The sequence below is a fragment of the Streptomyces sp. NPDC087420 genome, from assembly GCF_044744165.1.
GTDB lineage: Bacteria > Actinomycetota > Actinomycetes > Streptomycetales > Streptomycetaceae > Streptomyces.
In genome coordinates this window covers 167,529-187,308 of record NZ_JBIUXU010000016.1, presented here as the reverse complement: position 1 = coordinate 187,308, position 19,780 = coordinate 167,529, and the positions used below count along the sequence as shown (strand labels likewise).

Below are 19,780 nucleotides of genomic sequence, written 5' to 3'. Positions count from 1 at the left end.
CCGGCTGTAAACCACAGCTAAAGGGTCTCGTTTTGACAACATCAGCCTGGGCCGTCCGCCCGAAATCCGGACAAAATGATCATAGACAGACACCCCCGAAACGGACCGTTAACACATGTTCCGGTGAGCGGTGGCCGATATCCGGACACCTGGCGAGGAAAACCCATTGACGAACGGCCCGGCCCCCCGCGTTCCAGCGGGGGGCCGGGCCGTCGTCTGACAGGATGTCAGCCCCTTGTCGCGGACCAGGGCGCGCCCTGGTCCGGACGGGGTGTCACCTCAGCCGTTCTTGGCGCGGGACGCCGTGCGTCCGCGCTGCTTCTGGTCCAGGACGACCTTGCGGATACGGACCGTCTCCGGGGTCACCTCGATGCACTCGTCGTCGCGGCAGAACTCCAGGGACTGCTCCAGCGAGAGCCTGCGCGGCGGCACCACGTTCTCCGTGTTGTCGGCGGAGGCCGCGCGCATGTTGGTGAGCTTCTTCTCCTTGGTGATGTTCACGTCCATGTCGTCGGCGCGCGAGTTCTCACCGATGATCATGCCCTCGTAGACCTCCGTGCCGGCCTCGGTGAAGATGACACCGCGCTCCTGGAGGTTGATCATCGCGAAGGGGGTGACCGAACCCGAACGGTCCGCGACGAGCGAGCCGTTGTTACGGGTGCGCAGGTCGCCGAACCACGGCTCGTGGCCCTCGAAGATCGAGTGGGCGATGCCCGTGCCGCGCGTCTGGGTCAGGAATTCCGTACGGAACCCGATGAGACCGCGCGACGGGACGATCCACTCCATGCGGATCCACCCCGACCCGTGGTTCGTCATCGTCTCCATGCGGCCCTTGCGGGTCGCCATCAGCTGCGTGATGGGGCCGAGGTGCTCCTCGGGCGAGTCGATCGTCATGCGCTCGATCGGCTCGTACGTCTTGCCGTCGACCTGCTTCTTGACCACCTCGGGCTTGCCGACGGTCAGCTCGAAGCCCTCCCGGCGCATCGTCTCGACCAGGATGGCCAGGGCCAGCTCACCACGGCCCTGCACCTCCCAGGCGTCGGGACGCTCGGTGTCCAGGACGCGCAGCGAGACGTTACCGATCAGCTCGCGGTCCAGGCGGTCCTTGACCTGGCGGGCGGTGACCTTGTGGCCCTTGCCGCCCTTGCCGACGAGCGGCGAGGTGTTCGTACCGATGGTCATGGAGATCGCCGGCTCGTCCACCGTGATCAGCGGCAGCGCGATCGGGTTCTCCGGGTCGGCCAGGGTCTCGCCGATCATGATGTCCGGGATACCGGCGATGGCGCAGATGTCGCCGGGGCGCGCCAGCTCGACGGGCTTGCGGGTCAGCGCCTCCGTCATCAGCAGCTCGGTGATCCGGACGTTCGACATCGTGCCGTCGCGCTTGATCCACGCGACGGTCTGGCCCTTCTTCAGCTCGCCCTGCTCGACGCGGCAGAGCGCGATACGGCCGAGGAAGTTGTCCGCGTCCAGGTTCGTGACGTGCGCCTGGAGCGGGGCCGCCTCGTCGTACTCCGGGGCGGGGACGTGCGACAGGATCGTGTTGAAGAACGGCTCCAGGTTCTCGCTGTCCGCCGGGACGGTGCCGTCCGCCGGCTTGGTCAGCGACGCGACGCCGTCACGGGCGCACGCGTAGACGATCGGGAACTCGATCTGCTCCTCGGTCGCGTCCAGGTCCAGGAACAGGTCGTACGTCTCGTCGACGACCTCGTCGATCCGGGAGTCGGGGCGGTCCGTCTTGTTGATGCAGAGGATGACGGGCATCTGCGCCTGGAGGGCCTTGCGCAGGACGAAACGGGTCTGCGGGAGCGGGCCCTCGGAGGCGTCGACGAGCAGGACGACCGCGTCCACCATCGACAGGCCGCGCTCGACCTCGCCACCGAAGTCGGCGTGGCCCGGGGTGTCGATGATGTTGATCGTGATGGGGTCCCCGCCGGTCTTGGGGTGGTACTTCACGGCGGTGTTCTTGGCCAGGATCGTGATGCCCTTCTCACGCTCCAGGTCGTTCGAGTCCATCATCCGGTCATCGAGGTGCTCGGCGGCGTGCGCGGCGAACGCGCCGGCCTGCTTCAGCATGGCGTCGACCAGAGTGGTCTTGCCATGGTCGACGTGGGCGACGATGGCGACGTTACGGATGTCGTGGCGCGTGGGCATGCTGGCTGGCGCTTCTCTCGATCGTGGGATGCGGCGTTGTGTGCTCGTACGCCCGCCGGGCGGACAGGCCACGGCTCGTCCCATGGTACGGGGCTTGGGTGACAAGGGCTGCCCCGGCCGAGCGGAGCGGGGCCGCGGGGGCCCGGTGCGCGGGGCGCCGCGAGGACGGCGCGGGGGCGGTGCGAGAGCGGTGCGGGGGGTGCCGGGGTACGGAGCCCCTCGGGTCGGAGGGCCGGGAACGAGCTTGCCCGCCGGGGAGACCGGCGGGCAAGCGGATTGTTCTGATCCTGCGCTTCCCGGCGTCGGGAAGGCGGGGATGACCTGCTACTTCTCGGCCTCCGGCGACGTCACGACGGCGGTCGGCAGGGCGGTCGGCACCCCTGTCGGACCTGAGTTCCCGGACTTCTTGAACCCGATGTCCTGGTAGCGCGGGGCGCTGAAGCCGAAGGCTCCCGCGTTGGCCAGACCGGGCTTGGTGGCGACGAGCTGCGGACGCTGATACAGAGGAATGGATCCGGCGGCGGCCCAGATCCGGGCGTCCGCCTTCTTCATGAGGTCGCGGGCCTCGCCCTCGTCCAGCTCGGAGGCGGCCTGGTCGAAGAGCTGGTCGATGTGGTCCGTACCGACGCGGGTGTAGTTCTGCTCCACCACGAGGGAGCCGTCACTGGCCGGCACCGGCTTGGCGAAGATCGGGCGGCCGTCGGTCGCCGGGTAGGCGGTGGCGGGCCAGGAGTAGAGGGCCAGGTCGTAGTCGCCGGCGGCGATGTGGTCCTTGAAGTAGCTGTCGTCGGCGACCTTGATCGTCTCCGTGCCGATGCCGACACGGTCGAGCATGGCCGAGATGCGGCGGCCGACGGACCTCAGGGACTCCGAGCCCTCTCCGGACGGCAGGACGAAGCGGAGGGTGAGGGCCTTGCCGTCCTTGCCGAGCGGGCCGGCGTTGGGGGCGGGGGCCTCGGTGCCGCGCGGGGCGTACGCGCCGGCGACGCCGCCGGGCTTGGTGTCCTGGGCGGGCTTGTTGTCGCCGACGGTGTAGGAGCCCTCGTCGGAGGGGGTGTCGGTCTTCTTGCCGGCGCCCTCGGTGTCGGCCTTGTCAGCCTTGTCGGCCTTGTCTTCCGTCTTCTCTTCTGCCTTCTCTTCTGTCTTTTCGGCCGGGGCGCTCTTCTCGGCCTGCTTCTCGGTGTCCTTCTCGCTGCCCTTCTTGGTGGCCTCCGGGGCAGGGGACTTCTTCCCGGTGTCCGTGGACTTCTTGCCCTCGCCCTCGCTGCCCGCCTTGGTGCCCTCGTCCGTCTTGCGGGCCCCTCCCAGCGTCCAGCCCGCGTCGGCCAGCAGCGCCTGCGCCTCGTGGGTGTCCTGGGTGCCGAGCGCGTCACTGCTGTCCGCGTACCCCGGCTGTCCGGCCAGCGCCAGATGGCTGCCGAGTGGCTTCGACGGCAGTCCGAGCGGCTTGAGCACGGCGTCGGCCAGCTGCTTCCGGTCGATCGCGCGGGCCACGGCCCGCCGTACCCGCTCGTCGGCGAGCGGTCCCGACTCACCGTTCAGCGCCAGCTGCGTGTAGGCGGGCTCCAGCGACTTCCGTACGACGTACCCGCGCAGGTTCCGCTGTTCGCGGGCGTACGTCGCCGCCGCCGCGGCCGTCCGCTCGCGCGCCGACCGCGCCGCCTCGGCCTTCTCCTCGGGAGAGCCGTGCGCCATCGCGCGGGCCCGGAGCGAGGCGGCCGGCCCGGCCTCGGCCTCCGGACCGTGCGCCAGCGGCTGGCCCCCCGTACCGCCCTTGGCGCGGGCGGCCGCGGTGATACGTTCCGCCGCGCTCCTGTCGATCTCCGCGATGTCGAGCGTGCCGGCCGCCAGCGCGACGGCGCGCTTGCTCCGGGGAACCGCGCTCAGGACGATCGAGTCGAGCTTGGCCCGCTTCCCCCACCAGCGCGGATTGCGGACGAGCGTGACCTTCTTGGCCTTGCGGTCCACCGACTTGAGGGCGAAGGGTCCCGCGCTCGTCTTCAGCGTGGACCGGGCCCCGTCGTTGAAGGAGGTCGGGGAGCCCATGACCTCTTTCGGGTAGAGGGGGGTGAAGAGGGACTTCCAGTCCGCGTAGGGCCGGTCGAAGGTGACCCGTACGTCCAGGTCGTCCTTGCCGCGCTCGATCTTCTCGATCCGCTCGTACCCCGCGTTGCGCGCCGTCCAGTACGCGGAGTCCTTGCCGCGCAGCGCGTGCCACTGGGCCACGAAGTCCGGCGCCCCGATCTCGGTGCCGTCGCTCCAGACCGCCTGCTGGTTGAGCTTGTAGAGCACGACCTGCTTGGGCTCCCGGTCGACGATCTTCGCCGACTCCAGGTAGTCCCCGTTGCGCTGCGGGCTGCCGGTGCGGTCGAGCGTGAAGAGCGCGGGCAGGACGGCTCCGGCGATCCGGGTGGTGGCGGCGTCGGAGTCGGCCTGGAAGGTGTTGAGCGTCGTGGGCACGGTGTCGACCGCCCACCGGACCGTGCCGCCCTGCGCGATCGCGTCCCGCCCGGTGTGGGAGATGTCCACGGGGGCGGCCTGGGCCTGCCCGGCGGGCTTCTCCGCGGTGCACGCGGACAGGACGGTCAGGGCGAGCACGCCCGTGGTGAGGAGCGACACGCTGCGGAGGGTTCGGGAGCATGTCCTCCCGCGTGGGGCGCCGACGTGGGACATGGCTTCTACCTCTTCGTCCGGTTTGTGGAATTTAGAGATGATCACACCTATTTGCCCACTCACTGAAGTGGACAGAGGCGCGGCCATGACGGCGACACGGCGTCCAGCATCCGAAACGCCACCCGTGCGGCCCAACGGCACCCTTGCGAAAACGGCATGTGACGGGCGACACTCGAAATTGCATACTGTAGACAGTCGGGGCCACGACCCCGCTACCCCGCCTGCCACCCGAGACGTGGAAGTGAGGGCAACTCATGTCCCTGCACGAAGAATTGACCGCGGTCAAACGGTCCCTGGACGACCTGGTGCGCACGGTCGGACAGCTGGAACGACGCATCGGCGAGACCCGTGCCACCGAGGCACGCCCCCTCGCGCCCGCCCTGGTCCACGAACTGATCCCGATCCCCGACACCCCGTACAACCACGCGCTCTGGACCGACTCGGACGACGAGGGACTGGGCGTGCACAGCCGCCGCACCTAGGGCCTGTCCGCGTACGGGAAGGGCCCGCGTCCCTGTGGACACGGGCCCCTGCGTGCGTGGTGCGTGCGGCGTGTGCGGCGTGTGCGGCGTGCGTGGCGTGCGTGGCGTGTGCGGCGTGCGTGGCGTATCGGCGTATCGAGCCGTGGCGACGGCTCAGCCGAGCAGCTTCAGTACGGCCTCGGTGGTGCCGGTCTCGCCGAGCGCCGGGAAGATCTTCTCGACGGAGTGACGGTGGGCGTCCTCGTCGCCGGTGTCCGTCACGGCGTCGGTGACGACCGTGACGTGGTAGCCGTGCTCGTGCGCGGCGCGGGCCGTGGACTCGACCCCCTTGGTGGTGGCAATGCCCGTCACCACGACCTGGGTGACGCCCCGGCGGCGCAACTGGAGGTCGAGGTCGGTGCCGTGGAAGGCGCCCCAGGTGTGCTTCGTGACGACGATGTCGTCGTCCCGCTGCCCCAGTTCCGGGAGCAGGTCGGCCCAGCCGGCCTGGGGCGGGAGCCTGCGTGCCGGGCCCTCGGTGCGGCCGGGGGCCCCGCTGGTGACGCGGACGAGCACGACCGGCAGACCCTTGGCCCGGAAGGCGTCGGCGAGTTCCGCCGAGCGCGCGACGATCTCGGCGGCGGGGTGCACGGTGGGCAGCCCGGCGACGCCCTTCTGGAGGTCGACGACCACCAGGGCGGTGCCCGGGTCGAGCGTGGTGACGGTCATGAGGGTGCTCCTTGCCGCCCCGGCGCGGTGCGGGGCTCGTCGGCCATGCGTTCACCGTACGAGTTGCACAGGCAGCCTTGCAAGTTTCCCTGTGCATCTTTATTCGTCCCCTACCCTGAACCCTCACCCGGCCGGTCGGCCGGGTGTCAGGGGGAGGGGACGGCTGTGCGTACACGCCTGCGCGGATTCGGACGGACACTGACACGGGGCTGGCGCAGCCGCCGCGCCCGGTGGCCCAAGCGGATCGCCCTCGCGCTCGCGGTCCTGCTCCTCGTCCCCCTCGTCACCGCCGCCGCGGCGCTCAGGATCAACTACACCGGCGACCTGGCGGACGGCACCAGGACCCGTGGCAAGGACGCCATCTGGCTGGGCCACGCCTGGGTGGACGGCCGGAAGACGGACGCGGACCTGGACGCCTTCGCCCGGCGGATACGCAGGACGGGCCTGCGCGACCTCTACGTCCACGCCGGGCCGCTGGAACACGACGGCACCCTGCCCGCGGACCTCTACCCCCGCGCGGACTGGCTGATCAAGGGCGTGCACCGGCGGCTCCCCGGGGTACGGGTGCAGGCCTGGCTGGGCGACAAGCTGGCCACCGAGACCCCCGACGGCCTGCGCCTGGAACGTCCCGAGTCCCGCGCCGCCGTGGTGCGGTCGGCCGCGCAGATCCTGGACGCGGGCTTCGACGGGGTCCACTTCGACCTGGAGCCCCTGCACTCGGACGACCGGGACTACCTGTCCCTGCTGGACGGCCTGCGCGCGCTCACGAAGGCACGGCACGTGCCGCTCTCCGTCGCCGCGCACCAGATCGACCCGCTGCCGGCCCTGCACTCCGTGGCGGGAGCCCTCACCAACCATCCGAAATGGTGGTCCCAGGCCTTCTTCGCGCAGGTCGCCCGCCGGGTCGACCAGATCGCCGTCATGTCGTACGACACGGCGCTGCCGCTGGAGAGCCTGTACGGCGGTTACGTCGCCCAGCAGACCGCCCTGGCCCTGGAGGTCACCCCGGCCGGCACCGACCTGCTGATGGGCCTGCCCTTCTACCACACCGAGGAGTTGGGCCACCACGCCCACGCGGAGACGGCCGCGGCGGCCATCCGCGGGGTCCGGCTGGGACTCGGGCGTACCGACCGCGACCGCGCGCGTTTCGGAGTGGCGCTGTACGTCGACTTCGCGGCGACCGAGGGCGACTGGACGGCGTACCGCGACGGCTGGGGATGCGCCGCGCCGTCGTGCTGATCCCGGACGCCGCCGCGGATCCGCGCCCGGTCGCGGGTCCCGCGTGCCGGACATAGCCTCCTGAATATGTCTCCGCTGGTGCGCCGGACCCGGGTCGCGACGGCGCCGCTGATCACGGCGTGGTGGCTGGTCGTGCCCGGCACGGGGGCCGCTCGCGCGGCGGGTTCCGGGCAGAGCCCGGCGGAGTCGGGGTGGGCGGGCAATCTGGTGCTGCCGCTGAGTGTGCTGGTGCTGGTGGCGGTGGTCGCGGCGTACGTCTTCACCAAGCGCAGGCACCGGGCCGCGCGCGCCGCCGGGCGCAGGGCCGGGCGGGCGGCGGACGAGCGGCGGCGTGACAGGCGGCCGGAGCGGCAGGATCGCCAGGACACCCCCGGCGGCCCCTGACCGCCATGGCACCCTCCACAGGGTCCCCGCCCTCAGAACATGCTCAGCAGTTGCTCCACCGTCGGCTCCGCCGTCGAGTCCCCGTCGGGCAGGGGCAGTTCGAACCAGACCGTCTTGCCGCGCGGTGTCCTGCGCGACCCCCAGGCCGCGCTCAGCAGGCCCACCAGCTGGAGCCCCCGCCCGCCCTCGTCCGTGTCGCGGGCCCGCCGCCTGCGCGGCTGTACGAGGCCCGCGTCCCAGACCTCGCAGACGAGCGTACGGTCGCGCAGCAGCCGGAGCCTGATCTCGCCCTCGCCGTAGCGCAGGGCGTTGGTGACCAGCTCGCTGACCAGCAGTTCCACCGTGTCGACCAGGGGTTCCAGATCCCAGGCGACCAGCTGCGCGCGGGCCAGCTCCCTGGCCCGTCCCACCGAGCGCGGCTCACGCGGCAGCCGCCAGTCGCCCACGGCGTCGACCGGGAGCCCCTGGATCCGGGCCATCAGGAGGGCGATGTCGTCCTCGCCGTGCCGGGTGTCGAGCGTGTTCAGCACGTGGTCGCAGACGTCTTCCAGGGGCCGTACGGGATGGGACAGCGCCGCCCGGAACGCGGCCAGGCCCTCGTCCAGCGGCTGGTCCCGCGACTCGACGAGGCCGTCCGTGTAGAGCGAGAGCAGCGCACCCTCCGCCAGCTCGACCTCCACCTGCTCGAAGGGCTCGCCGCCCACACCGAGCGGCATGCCGGGCGGCACGTCGAGCATCAGCGGCTCCTCGCCCGGCTCCACGACGACCGGCGGCGGATGCCCGGCGTTGGCGAACGTACAGCGCCGGGTGACCGGGTCGTAGACCGCGTACACACACGTGGCGAGGTAGACCTCGGAGAGGTCGGCGTCCCGGGACTTGTGGGCGACCCGGGAGGCCTGCTGGGCGCCGCTGGGCGTGCCGAGGCCGCGGGCGATCTCGTCCAGGGCGGAGAGCACCTCGGCGGGCTCCAGGTCGAGGAGCGCCAGCGTGCGGACGGCGGTGCGCAGTTCGCCCATGGCGACGGCGGCCCGCAGTCCGCGTCCCATCACGTCGCCGACGACCAGGGCGGTCCGGTGCCCGGGCAGTTCGATGACGTCGAACCAGTCGCCGCCGACCTCCGTGGCGGTGTTGCCCGGCAGGTAGCGGCAGGCGATGTCGAGTCCTGCGGCCTCGGGGTCGCCCGGGGGCAGCAGGCTGCGCTGGAGGATCAGCGCGCGCTCGTGCTCCCTGCGGTAGAGGCGGGCGTTGTCGATGCAGACGGCCGCGCGCGCGGCCAGCTCGACCGCGAGGGCGCGGTCGCGGTCGCCGAACGGCTCGCTGCCCTTCGTACGGGAGAACTGGGCGAGTCCCACGACGGCGTCGTGCGCGACCAGCGGGACGGCCAGCGTCGACTGGATGAGGCTGCCCGCGCTGCCGGGGATCGACTGCACCCGGCCGGTGCGCAGGGCGCTCGCGGCGAGCGAGGCGAACGGGAAGCGGTGGACCGCGCCGACCTCCGGGGGGACGTACCCGCCCTCCAGCAGGTCGCCGGGTCCGGTCAGCGGCGCGTCCGAGACGGCGCTGGCGAAGGCGACCCGGCGCAGGGAGGCGCTGCCGCCGCCCGATTCGGAACGGGAGGAGCCGCCGCGTCCGGGCGGGGCCTCCTCGCCGGTGAGCAGGGACTGGTAGAGGTCCACGGCGGCCAGGTCGCAGAAGCCGGGGACGGCGACGTCGAGGAGTTGGCGTGCGGTGGTCTCCAGGTCCAGCGAGTTGCCGATCCGGGCGCTCGCGTCGTTGAGGAGGGCGAGGTTCCGGCGGGCGCTGGCGGCCTCGCGGGCGGCGATGTGACGGCGTGTGACATCCGTGCCGATGCCGGCCACTCCGATGGGGCGGCCCGCTCCGCTGTGGACGCGGTAGAGGTTGACCGACCAGTGCCTGCGGTCCTTGCCGCCGGGCTGGGTGCCCACGATCTGGAAGTCGTTGACCGCCTCGCCGGTCTCCAGGACCCGCTTGAGGGCGCCGGTCAGCCGCTCGGCCTCGGGGCGGGACAGGTAGTCGTGGACCGTGCGGCCGCGGTGGTCCTCGATCGCGCCGCCGAAGACCTTCGCGAAGCGCTCGTTGGCGCGCTGCACCTTGAGGTCGGTGCCGAACAGCAGGAAGCCGAAGGGAGATTGGCCGAATATGGCCTGCGAAGAGGCGAGGTCGGTTTCGATCCTCCGCAACGCCCTGACGTCGACAACGACGCAGAGCGCGCCCCGCTCGCCGGTCTCCGTCTCGCTCGGCATCACATAGATCTCGGCCAGACCGTGTGCGCCGCCCTCATGGGGCATACGGAAGGGGACGAGGCCGGTCCACTCCTTGCCGTCCAGGATCTCGGCGACCTGGCGGTGCCCGCGCGGACGCAGGTCGGCAGGCATGAACACCTCGACCGGGTCCTTGCCCCTGACCTGGTACGGAGGGATCCCGAACAGCTCAGTGGCCCGCGCGCTCCACTGGTCGACCAGGCCGTCGGGGCCGATCGAGAACGAAGCGACTCTGATGTAGTCATAGATCGAGCCGGGCGGACTGCTCTGCCATACGACGTCGCCCGTCGTCCCAGATATCTCGCTCACGCGACCGTCCCCTCCAGCTCACGCACCGGACCGGCCATTACCGCAGTATTCAGCACTACGGCCCCGGCAGGCACGGCGTTCACAATCACAGCACGGTCTCGTTCTTTTTGAGCCGAGTCCGGTCCCGGCCGTACCGGGTCCGAACGGGTCCGAACGAGTCCGACATGATCGTTCCCGTGATCGTTGTCCCTTCACACTTCTAACCAGGGAGAGGTAGCTCGAACCACACGGTCTTCCCCGTCTTCCCGCGGCGCGTCCCCCAGCGCCGGGACGAACAGGCCACGAGCCGCAGGCCGCGGCCGCCTTCGTCGTCGGGGGCGGAGGGGCGCGGGGTCGGCGGGTCCGGGAGGGGATCGGAGACTTCCACGAGCAGGGCGTGTCCCGTGGCCGTGACCACGTCCACCTGGATGTGGTCGCCCCGCGTACGGGAAGGGGTGTCCGGGCCGGGAGCGAGGTCGACGACGGTCAGCCTCACCCCGATGGGGCCGGACGTGTACCGCAGCGAATTGGTCACCAACTCGCTGACCAGCAGGATCGCCGCCTCGCAGACGGGAGCGGCGATCTCCCAGGCGCGGAGCGTGTCCCGGACGGTATGGCGGGCGGTGCGCACGGCGCCGGGCTCGGCGGGAAAGGTCCACTCGGAGCGTGCGCCCTGTGTGTCGATCAAGCCGACCACTTCTTCCCAACCCGCCGACAGAACCGCATCCCTTTTAGGGGGGTTAATCTGCCCATACCCGAAATATAGGGCCAGCTATCTCCCCAGGAGGTCAGCGCCGCCCCCCGCTCTGTTCCCGGCGGGCGCGTGGTGGCACAAACGGCGTACAGGGCGTACGGATACGGCACGCGGCCCCGCACCCTCTGGCGTACGGCCCTCAGCGCGCCGGGCCCTCCAGGGGGTCGCGCAGCAGACGGACGGCCTCGGCGACGGCCGGCCGGTCCTGGTCGAGCCAGTCGACCGTGTGGACCTCGTCGAGGCCGAGCCAGCGCAGCTCGTCGTGGTCCTCCAGGGGCCGGGGCTCACCGGAGAGCAGCCGGGCCGTCCACACCTGGAGGACATGGCCACGGCCCAGCGGCCACTGGCCGGGGATCCGCTCCACCGGCCGCGTCTCGACGCCCAGCTCCTCGCGCAACTCCCGTACCAGCGCCTGTTCGGGGCCCTCCCCCGGCTCCACCTTGCCGCCGGGCAGCTCCCAGCGGCCGGCCAGCTCGGGCGGCGCGCTGCGGCGGGCGGCCAGCAGCCGCCCCCGGTCGTACACGGCGCCCGCGACCACCACACGATCTTCCATGGGCGGGAGCGTAACGGGCCGGCCACTCAGCGGGTGGTCTGCACCACACGCTCCACCCAGTAGAGGCGACCGGGTCCGCGGGCGTCGAGGTTGTCGGCGGTCTTCTGCGCCTCGTCCTTCGTGGCGTATCTGCCCACCCGGTAGCGATTTCCGTTGCCGTCCTGCCGTATCACCAGCCAGGGGAGCGCGGCTCCGCTGTCGTTCATCGCGCCCCTCCCGCCGCCGGCCTGTATCTCTCTGAAGATTCCCGGGAAACCGCAGTACGCATATGCCCGAGCGTACGCCTGACCTTCACTCAGCGGATACGTGTTTTCACAAAGAGGTACGCGACCCGCGTACGAACCGCTGCACGGGGAGGGGGACGCACGCCAGGCGTGCGCCCCCCTACGCTTCCCATCCCCCTTGCCGTCAGGCCGGTTTCACGTCGCGTCAGACCGGGCGGACCGTCGGCAGCGGCATCAGGACCGGCGCGGCGCCCGTCACCTTCTGGCAGGCGTCCCCGCACGTCGAGTCGAGCGAGCAGCACAGCGAGCAGATCGGCCCCGACTGGACCGGGCAGTCGGCGATGTCCGGGAGCTCGTACGCCGTCTCGCAGACCGCGCAGAGATGGGTGGCGGTGATGTCGGGGACGTCGACGTCCGGGCCGTTGACCGGGTTCGGCCGCGCCAGGTAGTACTTCCCCTTCGTCAGCCAGGCGATCAACGGGCAGAGGATCAGGGCGAGTCCGGCCGCGATGAAGGTCGAGAAGGCCTCCGCGTACCTACCGAACAGCCCGAAGAAGGCCAGGATCGAGACGGTGGAGGCGATCACCATCGCCCCGAACCCGGCCGGGTTGACCGCGTACAGGTACGCGCGCTTGAACTCGATGTACGGCGGGCTCAGCCCGATCCGTTTGTTGATCACGAGGTCGGCGGCGACCGCGGTGATCCAGGCGATGCCCACGTTCGAGTAGAAGCCCAGCAGCTTGTTGAGCGCCGCGAACATGTTCATCTCCATCAGCGTCAGCGCGATGGCGAGGTTGAGGAAGATGTACCAGACCCGCCCCGGATGCTTGTGCGTGATGCGGGAGAAGAAGTTCGACCAGGACAGCGAACCGCTGTAGGCGTTGGTGACGTTGATCTTGATCTGGGAGACGATCACGAAGATCGCGGCGGCGGGCAGGGCGAAGGAGCCGAGCCACGGCTTGAGCGCCTCGATCTGCGGGGCGATGGGCTCCAGGGCGTGGGTCTTGCCGACCGCCTCCAGCGCCACGAAGGCGAGGAACGCGCCGCCGAGCTGCTTGGCCGCGCCGATGATGACCCAGCCGGGCCCGGCGGCGAGGACGGCCACGTTCCAGCGGCGCTTGTTCTCCTCGGTCTTGGCGGGCATGAAGCGCAGGTAGTCGGCCTGTTCGCCGATCTGGGCGATGAGCGAGAGCGCCACGCCCGTACCGAGACCGAAGCCGATCCAGTCGAAGCCCGAGCCGGCCCCTTCCGTACCGCCGAAGGAGCTGAACGCGCCCCAGGAGCCGGGCGCGTGGAAGGCGAGCACGATGAAGGGCAGGACGAGGCCGATGAGCCAGATGGGCTGGGTCCACGCCTGGACCTTGGCCAGCGCGCCCATCCCCCGGAAGACGATGGGGATGACGATCAGCGTGGTGACCAAGTAGCCGACCTGGACCGGGAGTCCGATGGCCTGGTGCATGGCCTGCGCCATGATCGAGCCTTCGAGGGCGAAGAAGATGAAGGTGAAGGACGCGTAGATGAGCGAGGTCAGCGTCGAGCCGAAGTAGCCGAAGCCGGCGCCGCGGGTGATCAGGTCCATGTCCAGGCCGTACTTGGCGCAGGCCCGCGCGATCGGGATGCCCGTGATGAAGATGATCGCCGCCGCCGTGAGGATGGAGGCGAACCCGCTGGTGAAGCCGTAGGTGAACACGATCGAGGCGCCGATCGCGAAGTCGGCCAGATACGCGATCCCGCCGAGCGCGGTGCCCGCGACCATCGAGGGCGACCAGCGGCGGAACGAGTGCGGCGCGTAGCGGAGCGAGAAGTCCTCGCGGCTCTCGTCGGCGGCGAGCTTGGCGTAGCTGCGCGTCGGCCGGCCCTGGTCGGGTGGGCTGTCGGGCGTAGGGATCACGGTGTCCGTCATCGCTGCCTTCCCGTTCGTCGGCGTACCGGGAGCGGTACGAACGGGAAGGTAGAAGCCGGACATGACGGGGCGCCCCAGCGCATCGTTGCCCCGCCGTTACAGCAGGGCGCCGGGAGTTAACTCGCCGTCACGGCGGCCGGACGGCGCGCTCCGACTATCGGTCGCACGACAGAAATCGACGCGGGCGGTGCCGTACGCGTCAACTCGACCACCGGCCAAGGCACTTGCCGGGTGTCACGTGTCACCCGCCGGAGCACCGCACCGGCGCGCTTCGCGGATTCACTTCACCGACAGGTGATACGCCACCCGGTACCGGTCCGCCGGCACCACCACGTCCGCCGTCTCCACCGCGCGCCCCGACGCGAAGTACGTCCGCTCCAGGACCATCACCACGTGTCCGGGGACCCCGCCGAGCGACATGAGCTCCTCCGCCAGCCCCGGCCGCGCGCCGACCTCCTCCAGCACGTTGTCCACGACGATGTCGATGGCCGCCATCCGCTCCACGACCCCGCAGCCGCCGAGCGGCCCCTCTTCGGGCAGCATCACCGGCGTCCGACCCGTGACGGCCAGGGGCTCCCAGGAGGTGGAGAGCATCATCGGCTCACCCCCGTCCCGGAAGACGTACCGCGTGCGCATCACCCGGTCCTCCGGCTCGATGCCGAGGCGCGCGGCGATCTCGGGCCCCGCCACGTCCTGTTCGCTGCTGGACTGCCACGTCCCCCGCATGCCGTCCGCCGCCTGTTCCTGGCGGAAGGGGCTGGAGCCGCTGGGCGGCCGGTAGCCGGAGCGGGAGATGCGGCGCGGGACCGGGCGCTCGCGCACATACGTCCCCGACCCGGAGCGGCCCTCCACCAGCCCCTCGGCCATCAGCACCTTGCGCGCCTCCAGCGCGACCGTGTCGGAGACTCCGTACTCCTCGCGGATCCGGGCCTGCGAGGGCAGTCTGGTGCGGGGCGGCAGCGCGCCGTTGGCGATCTTCTTGCGGAGATCGCCGGCGACACGCAGATAGGCAGGCTGCTCACCAAAAGCCATTGACCACTCCCAACGGGTTGACAGACAGCAACAGCCTGGCAACCGTGGGTTGTTATCCGCAAGCATGGGCCAGGGTTTCACCCGAAGTGATGATTTGTACTTACGGAAGGCTTACGACGCGGACGAATGATCCGGACGTACCGGCGCCTTCCCGGCCATCGCCCCAAATCCCCTCTTGACCTCAATGGTCCAGACCAATACCTTTCCTGCCCATGAGCCTCACGCTGAGCAGCGCTCGAAGCGCAGGAACTCCCCGGAACACCCGAAGAACCCTTGGCAGGCTGGCCGTTGCCGCCTGCTCCCTGTCCCTCCTCGCCACGCTCTCGCCCGCGGCCTCGGCGGTCACCACCGCCTCGGCCACGTCGGCGTCCTCGGCGAAGCACGACGGCGGCAAGAGTGGCCGTGAGTACAAGCGTGTCGGCTACTTCACCCAATGGGGCGTCTACGGACGCAACTTCCAGGTCAAGGATCTGGACACCAGCGGGCAGGCGGCCAAGCTGAGCCACATCAACTACGCCTTCGGCAACGTGAACGCCGAGGGCAAGTGCTTCACGGGCAACGTCGCCGGCGAGGCCGACGCGTGGGCCGACTACGCGCGCCCGCTCGACGCGGCCGGTTCGGTGGACGGCGTGGCCGACACCGCCGAGCAGCCCCTCGCGGGCAACTTCAACCAGCTGCGTGAGCTGAAGGCCAAGCACCCCGGCCTCAAGGTGCTGATCTCCCTGGGCGGTTGGAGCTGGTCCACCCACTTCTCGGACGCGGCCCGCACGCCCGCCTCGCGCAAGGCGCTGGTCTCCTCCTGCATCGACCTGTACATCAAGGGCAACCTGCCCGTCGACGGCACGCGCGGGGGCGCGGGCGCGGCGGCCGGCCTCTTCGACGGGGTCGACATCGACTGGGAGTGGCCCGGTTCGGAGGGCGACACGGACACCGTCTTCCGGCCGGAGGACAAGCGGAACTTCACCGCGCTGGTGCACGAGTTCCGTACGCAGCTCGACGCCTACGCGAAGAGCCAGGCCCCGCGCAGGACGAAGCCGAAGCACTACGACCTGTCGGCCTTCGTGCCCGCCGCCCCCGCCAAGATCGACGCGGGCTTCGACGTCCCCCGGATCATGCGGGACTTCGACTTCGTGAACCTCCAGGGGTACGACTTCCACGTCTCGGGCGAGAAGACGACGTCCCAGCAGTCGGCGCTGTACGCGGCGCGCGGTGACTTCAGCGTCGACCAGACCGTCCGGGACTGGGAGCGCCGTGGCGCCCCGGCCCGCAAGCTGGTCGTGGGCCTGCCCTTCTACGGACAGGGCTGGACCGGGGTGACGGGTGGCGGCGACGGCCTCGGCCAGCCGGCCGCGGCGCCGGCGCCCGGGGTGTGGGCGCCCGGCACGGAGGACTACAAGGTCCTCAAGGGGCTTGCCGCCGCGGGGACGTACAAGGTCCACCGTGACGTCAAGAATGGCAGCGCGTGGCTGTTCGACGGCACCACGCTGTGGACGTACGACGACCCGCAGGTGCTGCGCGCCAAGACCGCGTACATCCGGCACAAGGGTCTGGGCGGCGCCATGGTCTGGTCCATGGACGGCGACACGGCGGACGGCGAACTGACAACGGCGATCGACCGCGGTCTGTCGGGTCGCTGAACCCGGCCGTCTCTGTCGGGGGTCGCGCGGCTTTCGGGCCGCGCGGCCCCTCGGCGGGTGGCTGTGTACGTGCCGTTGGCCTCGCCTCCCATGGGGATGACGGGGAGCGGTGAGCGGGAGCGCGCGGCGCGGCCGGCGACACGGGCCGTACAGGCGGTCAACGGCCTCACCGAGCGCTGGGCGGCGGAGCCGACGCTCTTCGATGTCGACGCGCCGGACGGGCCCTAGGGAGGGCGTGCGCTCCGGGATTCAGCCGTTCACCCCGCGCGCCCCGCACCTCCACTCCGGCCTCGCGTCCATACGGTCGTACGGTGAGCCTCTCGCGTACGCATCTCGCCGCCCCGCTGATCGCGGCGGCCCTCGTCGCCGCCGTACCGCCGCTCTCGTACGCGGAGACCGCGCGGACTGTCCCGTACCCACTCCCCCGCTCCGCCGCCCTCTGCGGCGAGGAGCGGGACCCCGGCTGGGCGCCCGCCGCCACGCGCCTCCCCGAACCCGCCGACAGTCACCACGCCTACACCGGCAACGGCTATCTCGGGACACGTGTGCCGCCCCTCGGCGCCGGGTACGACGAGCGCGGCGGCGCGACGGGCTGGCCGCTGTTCACGCCCCGCTACGACGGCGCCTTCGTCGCCGGGCTGTACGCGCACGAGCCCGCCACCACCGCCGACCGCCAGGTCCTCGCCGCCCTGCCGTCCTGGACGACGCTGGACGTACGGATCGGCGGGGAGACCCTGGGCCCGGAGAGCCGCGTCTCCCGCTACCGCCAGAGCGTCCTGCTGCGCTGCGGAGTGGTCCGTACGGCGCTGCGCTGGACCACGGCCGACGGCCGCGTCACCGACCTGACGTACGAGATCCTCACCGACCGCTCCGACCCGCACGCGGGCGCCGTGCGGCTGCGCCTCACCCCGCGCTGGAGCGGCGAGGCGACCATCTCCCCCGGTCTGGACTGGCGCGGCGCGCGCCGCCTCACGCGGACGGGCGGGGAAGCCGGGGGCACGGAGACGTTCCGCACGCTCGGCACGGACACGGCGGGCGCCGTCGCGACGACGCTGCGGCCGGACGTCCGTGGACCGGTCCAGGTCGAGGCGGACCGTACGTACACGCTCGTGAAGTACGTCGGCGTCGACACCGCCCTCACCGCCCCCGATCCGCGCGCCGCCGCGCGCGCCGCGTCCCGGCGGGCGGCCGCGCGCGGCTGGCGGGGGCTCTTCGCCGCCAACGCGGGCGCCTGGGCGCCCCTCTGGGACGCCGACGTCTCCGTACCGGGGCAGCCTGACCTCCAGGCGTGGCTGCGCGCGGCCCAGTACGGCCTGCTGACGAGCGCACGGGAAGGCGGCGGCGACAGCATCGCGCCGACCGGGCTGAGCAGCGACAACTACGCGGGCCTCATCTTCTGGGACGCCGAGACCTGGATGTTTCCCGGCCTGCTCGTCACCCGCCCCGAACTGGCCCGCCCGGTGGTCGAGTACCGCCACCGCACGCGCGCCGGCGCCGCCGCGAACGCCGAGAAGCTCGGCTTCAAGGGGCTGTTCCACTCCTGGACCAGCGGGGGGCGCGGCGAGCTGTGGACGGAATGCCAGAGCTGGAACCCGCCGCACTGCGTGACGCAGAACCACCTCCAAGGAGACATCGCGCTCGCGGTATGGCAGTACTACCTCGCGACCGGGGACCGCGGGTGGCTGCGTGAGCGGGGGTGGCCGCTGCTGAAGGGGAGCGCGGAGTTCTGGGCGTCGCGGGTCACCGCCAACACGGACGGCAGCTACTCGGTGAAGGAGGTGGCGGGCCCCGACGAGTACAGCAACGGCGTCACGGACGGCGTCTTCACCAACGCGGGCGCGGCGACGGCGCTGCGCAACGCCACCCGCGCCGCCGCGCTCGTCGGGGAGGCCGCTCCCGCGCGCTGGTCGGAGATCGCCGACCACATCCGTATCCCGTACGACGCGAAGCGGAAGATCTACCTCCAGTACGCGGGCTACACCGGCTCGCGGATCAAACAGGCGGACACCGTGCTGCTGACGTACCCGCTGGAATGGCCGATGCCGGCGGGGGCGGCCGCGGCCACCTTGGACTACTACGCGGAACGGACCGACCCGGACGGCCCGGCGATGACGGACTCGGTGCACGCGATCGACGCGGCGGCGATCGGGGAGCCGGGCTGCGCGGCGTACACGTACCTCCAGCGCTCGATCAGACCGTTCGTACGGGGCCCTTTCGCGCTCTTCTCCGAGGCCAAGGGCGACAAGGCAGGCGCGGACGATCCCCTGTCGGGCTCCCCCGCACAGGACTTCCTGACAGGCAAGGGCGGCTTCCTCCAGGTCTTCACGCACGGGCTGACGGGCCTGCGGCTGCGGGAGGACGGCGTACGGCTCGACCCGACGCTGCCGCCCCAACTGGCGGCCGGGGCCGACGTGCGGGGGCTGCGCTGGCAGGGCCGTACGTACGACGTCCTGATCGGCGCCCGGGAGACGACGGTACGGCTGACCTCGGGCGCCCCCTTCACCCTCCACACCCCCACGGGCCCGAGGCGCCTGACCTCAGCCCTCACCCTCCCGACCCGCCGCCCGGACCTCACCCCGACGACCAACGCGGCCCGCTGCCACCCGGCGACGGCATCCTCGGAGGAGCCGGGCCTGTACGCGAACGCGGCGGTGGACGGCAGCCGGGCCACCTCCTGGGTCCCCACCACGGCCACCGCGACCCTGACGGTGGACCTGACCCACCCGACCACGATCGCGGCGGTCACCCCGCACTGGACGACGCCGACCCCGCCGTCGTACCAAGTGGAGACGTCCACGGACGCCACGCACTGGCAGCCCCTCCACCCGGGCGCACGGACGCGACACATCCGCCTGAAGCTGACCCAAAGGCCCACATCGGAGCCAACCAGAACAGGTGTCAGGGAACTGACCGTCACCCGCACCGCACGTCCCTGAAGCCGGCGTGTGACGCACCGTACGAACGGCTGTGTGCGAACGCCCAGTTCGAGGGGCGAACAGTCGACGGGTCGCCTCGATGGGTGTTAAATGATCGACTTGGCCATCGAGGAGTCAGGGGTGAGCCAGTCGCTGACGGGCCATGAGTTGACGGGTGAGCGACAGGGGAGCGTGTAGCCGTGGCTGGAAACTACTCGGCCGACATCCAGGCGATCCTCGCCGGATCGAAGCACATCGCCGCCGCCGTCTCGTACGGCGAGAGGATGGTGCCCAACTTCGAGCAGGACAGCGAGGGGTACTCGGGCTGGTGGGGTGACGAAGGTGGCGACGACCTCTTCGCCAATCAGGTCGGCGAGCAGGTCAGGGACGAGCAGGAACGTGTGATCACGACGGCCAACGCCATCACCGAGGGGTTCCTTGCCCTGGTCGACGCGGTTGCCGGAGAGGCCCAGAACGTGCAGAGGCCGCAGGAGTTGGCGCTGGACGACATCACCACGCACGGTACGGAAAGCGAATCAAGGCGCTGAATGG

The 19,780-nt window shown here is 71.0% G+C and carries 16 protein-coding genes; 7 read left to right on the top strand and 9 right to left on the bottom strand.

What is annotated here, in order from left to right; genetic code table 11:
* Positions 1-279 precede the first annotated feature (279 nt).
* Positions 280-2,154 (bottom strand): translational GTPase TypA, encoded by a 1,875-nt coding sequence (gene typA / locus ACIO1C_RS30715; protein ID WP_401869572.1) that lies wholly within the window; start codon positions 2,152-2,154, stop codon positions 280-282.
* Between the two features lie 324 nt (positions 2,155-2,478).
* Positions 2,479-4,827: an ABC transporter family substrate-binding protein gene (locus ACIO1C_RS30710; RefSeq protein WP_401869570.1), complete on the bottom strand. Its 2,349-nt coding sequence runs from the start codon at positions 4,825-4,827 to the stop codon at positions 2,479-2,481.
* Positions 4,828-5,081: 254 nt separating this feature from the next.
* Here ACIO1C_RS30710 and ACIO1C_RS30705 point away from each other — a divergent pair, with 254 nt between their 5' ends.
* The gene (locus tag ACIO1C_RS30705; RefSeq protein WP_401869568.1) at positions 5,082-5,309 is read left to right on the top strand and encodes a hypothetical protein; all 228 of its coding nucleotides are present in this window, start codon (positions 5,082-5,084) and stop codon (positions 5,307-5,309) included.
* Positions 5,310-5,462: 153 nt separating this feature from the next.
* Here ACIO1C_RS30705 and ACIO1C_RS30700 read toward each other — a convergent pair whose 3' ends face one another.
* A complete protein-coding gene (locus ACIO1C_RS30700) occupies positions 5,463-6,017 on the bottom strand; it encodes an isochorismatase family protein (RefSeq protein ID WP_401869566.1) in 555 nt (184 codons plus the stop codon).
* Between the two features lie 165 nt (positions 6,018-6,182).
* Between ACIO1C_RS30700 and ACIO1C_RS30695 the strand changes: the two genes are divergently transcribed.
* Both ACIO1C_RS30695 and ACIO1C_RS30690 read left to right on the top strand, forming a co-directional pair.
* Positions 6,183-7,256 carry a hypothetical protein gene (locus tag ACIO1C_RS30695; RefSeq protein ID WP_401869563.1) on the top strand — a complete coding sequence of 358 codons (1,074 nt, stop codon included), beginning with the start codon at positions 6,183-6,185 and terminating at the stop codon, positions 7,254-7,256.
* 66 nt (positions 7,257-7,322) lie between these two features.
* The gene (locus ACIO1C_RS30690) at positions 7,323-7,640 is read left to right on the top strand and encodes a hypothetical protein (protein ID WP_401869561.1); all 318 of its coding nucleotides are present in this window, start codon (positions 7,323-7,325) and stop codon (positions 7,638-7,640) included.
* 32 nt (positions 7,641-7,672) lie between these two features.
* On the opposite strand, the gene ACIO1C_RS30685 is transcribed toward ACIO1C_RS30690, so the two are convergent.
* From ACIO1C_RS30685 to ACIO1C_RS30660, 6 genes are all read right to left on the bottom strand, one after another.
* On the bottom strand, positions 7,673-10,231 hold the full coding sequence (locus ACIO1C_RS30685; RefSeq protein WP_401869559.1) for a SpoIIE family protein phosphatase: 2,559 nt from the start codon (positions 10,229-10,231) through the stop codon (positions 7,673-7,675).
* Positions 10,232-10,430: 199 nt separating this feature from the next.
* The gene (locus ACIO1C_RS30680; protein WP_401869557.1) at positions 10,431-10,907 is read right to left on the bottom strand and encodes an ATP-binding protein; all 477 of its coding nucleotides are present in this window, start codon (positions 10,905-10,907) and stop codon (positions 10,431-10,433) included.
* A gap of 196 nt (positions 10,908-11,103) precedes the next feature.
* Positions 11,104-11,517, bottom strand: coding sequence for a (deoxy)nucleoside triphosphate pyrophosphohydrolase (locus ACIO1C_RS30675; RefSeq protein WP_401869554.1), 414 nt, complete (start codon positions 11,515-11,517; stop codon positions 11,104-11,106).
* A 26-nt stretch (positions 11,518-11,543) separates the two neighbouring features.
* Positions 11,544-11,723: an SPOR domain-containing protein gene (locus ACIO1C_RS30670; RefSeq protein WP_327234668.1), complete on the bottom strand. Its 180-nt coding sequence runs from the start codon at positions 11,721-11,723 to the stop codon at positions 11,544-11,546.
* Positions 11,724-11,946: 223 nt separating this feature from the next.
* Complete coding sequence (locus tag ACIO1C_RS30665; protein ID WP_401869551.1) at positions 11,947-13,644, bottom strand: purine-cytosine permease family protein; 1,698 nt, start codon at positions 13,642-13,644, stop codon at positions 11,947-11,949.
* A gap of 279 nt (positions 13,645-13,923) precedes the next feature.
* Positions 13,924-14,676 (bottom strand): GntR family transcriptional regulator, encoded by a 753-nt coding sequence (locus ACIO1C_RS30660; RefSeq protein WP_401869549.1) that lies wholly within the window; start codon positions 14,674-14,676, stop codon positions 13,924-13,926.
* 212 nt (positions 14,677-14,888) lie between these two features.
* Here ACIO1C_RS30660 and ACIO1C_RS30655 point away from each other — a divergent pair, with 212 nt between their 5' ends.
* The 4 genes from ACIO1C_RS30655 (at position 14,889) to ACIO1C_RS30640 (ending at position 19,776) form a co-directional block, all read left to right on the top strand.
* Complete coding sequence (locus ACIO1C_RS30655) at positions 14,889-16,313, top strand: glycoside hydrolase family 18 protein (RefSeq protein ID WP_161307654.1); 1,425 nt, start codon at positions 14,889-14,891, stop codon at positions 16,311-16,313.
* 90 nt (positions 16,314-16,403) lie between these two features.
* Entirely contained in the window at positions 16,404-16,541 is a 138-nt protein-coding gene (locus tag ACIO1C_RS30650) for a hypothetical protein (RefSeq protein ID WP_401869546.1), read from the top strand.
* Between the two features lie 83 nt (positions 16,542-16,624).
* Positions 16,625-19,249, top strand: coding sequence for a discoidin domain-containing protein (locus ACIO1C_RS30645; protein WP_401869545.1), 2,625 nt, complete (start codon positions 16,625-16,627; stop codon positions 19,247-19,249).
* Positions 19,250-19,428: 179 nt separating this feature from the next.
* A complete protein-coding gene (locus tag ACIO1C_RS30640) occupies positions 19,429-19,776 on the top strand; it encodes a hypothetical protein (RefSeq protein WP_401869543.1) in 348 nt (115 codons plus the stop codon).
* The last annotated feature ends 4 nt before the right edge of the window (positions 19,777-19,780 follow it).

Bases quoted from the DNA above. Each gene is read 5' to 3' on its own strand.
- ACIO1C_RS30650 (WP_401869546.1), top strand. From the start codon at position 16,404: ATGGGGATGACGGGGAGCGGTGAGCGGGAGCGCGCGGCGCGGCCGGCG.
- ACIO1C_RS30700 (WP_401869566.1), bottom strand. From the start codon at position 6,017: ATGACCGTCACCACGCTCGACCCGGGCACCGCCCTGGTGGTCGTCGAC.
- ACIO1C_RS30670 (WP_327234668.1), bottom strand. From the start codon at position 11,723: ATGAACGACAGCGGAGCCGCGCTCCCCTGGCTGGTGATACGGCAGGAC.
- ACIO1C_RS30665 (WP_401869551.1), bottom strand. From the start codon at position 13,644: ATGACGGACACCGTGATCCCTACGCCCGACAGCCCACCCGACCAGGGC.
- ACIO1C_RS30690 (WP_401869561.1), top strand. From the start codon at position 7,323: ATGTCTCCGCTGGTGCGCCGGACCCGGGTCGCGACGGCGCCGCTGATC.
- ACIO1C_RS30675 (WP_401869554.1), bottom strand. From the start codon at position 11,517: ATGGAAGATCGTGTGGTGGTCGCGGGCGCCGTGTACGACCGGGGGCGG.
- ACIO1C_RS30705 (WP_401869568.1), top strand. From the start codon at position 5,082: ATGTCCCTGCACGAAGAATTGACCGCGGTCAAACGGTCCCTGGACGAC.
- typA (WP_401869572.1), bottom strand. From the start codon at position 2,154: ATGCCCACGCGCCACGACATCCGTAACGTCGCCATCGTCGCCCACGTC.
- ACIO1C_RS30710 (WP_401869570.1), bottom strand. From the start codon at position 4,827: ATGTCCCACGTCGGCGCCCCACGCGGGAGGACATGCTCCCGAACCCTC.
- ACIO1C_RS30660 (WP_401869549.1), bottom strand. From the start codon at position 14,676: ATGGCTTTTGGTGAGCAGCCTGCCTATCTGCGTGTCGCCGGCGATCTC.
- ACIO1C_RS30655 (WP_161307654.1), top strand. From the start codon at position 14,889: ATGAGCCTCACGCTGAGCAGCGCTCGAAGCGCAGGAACTCCCCGGAAC.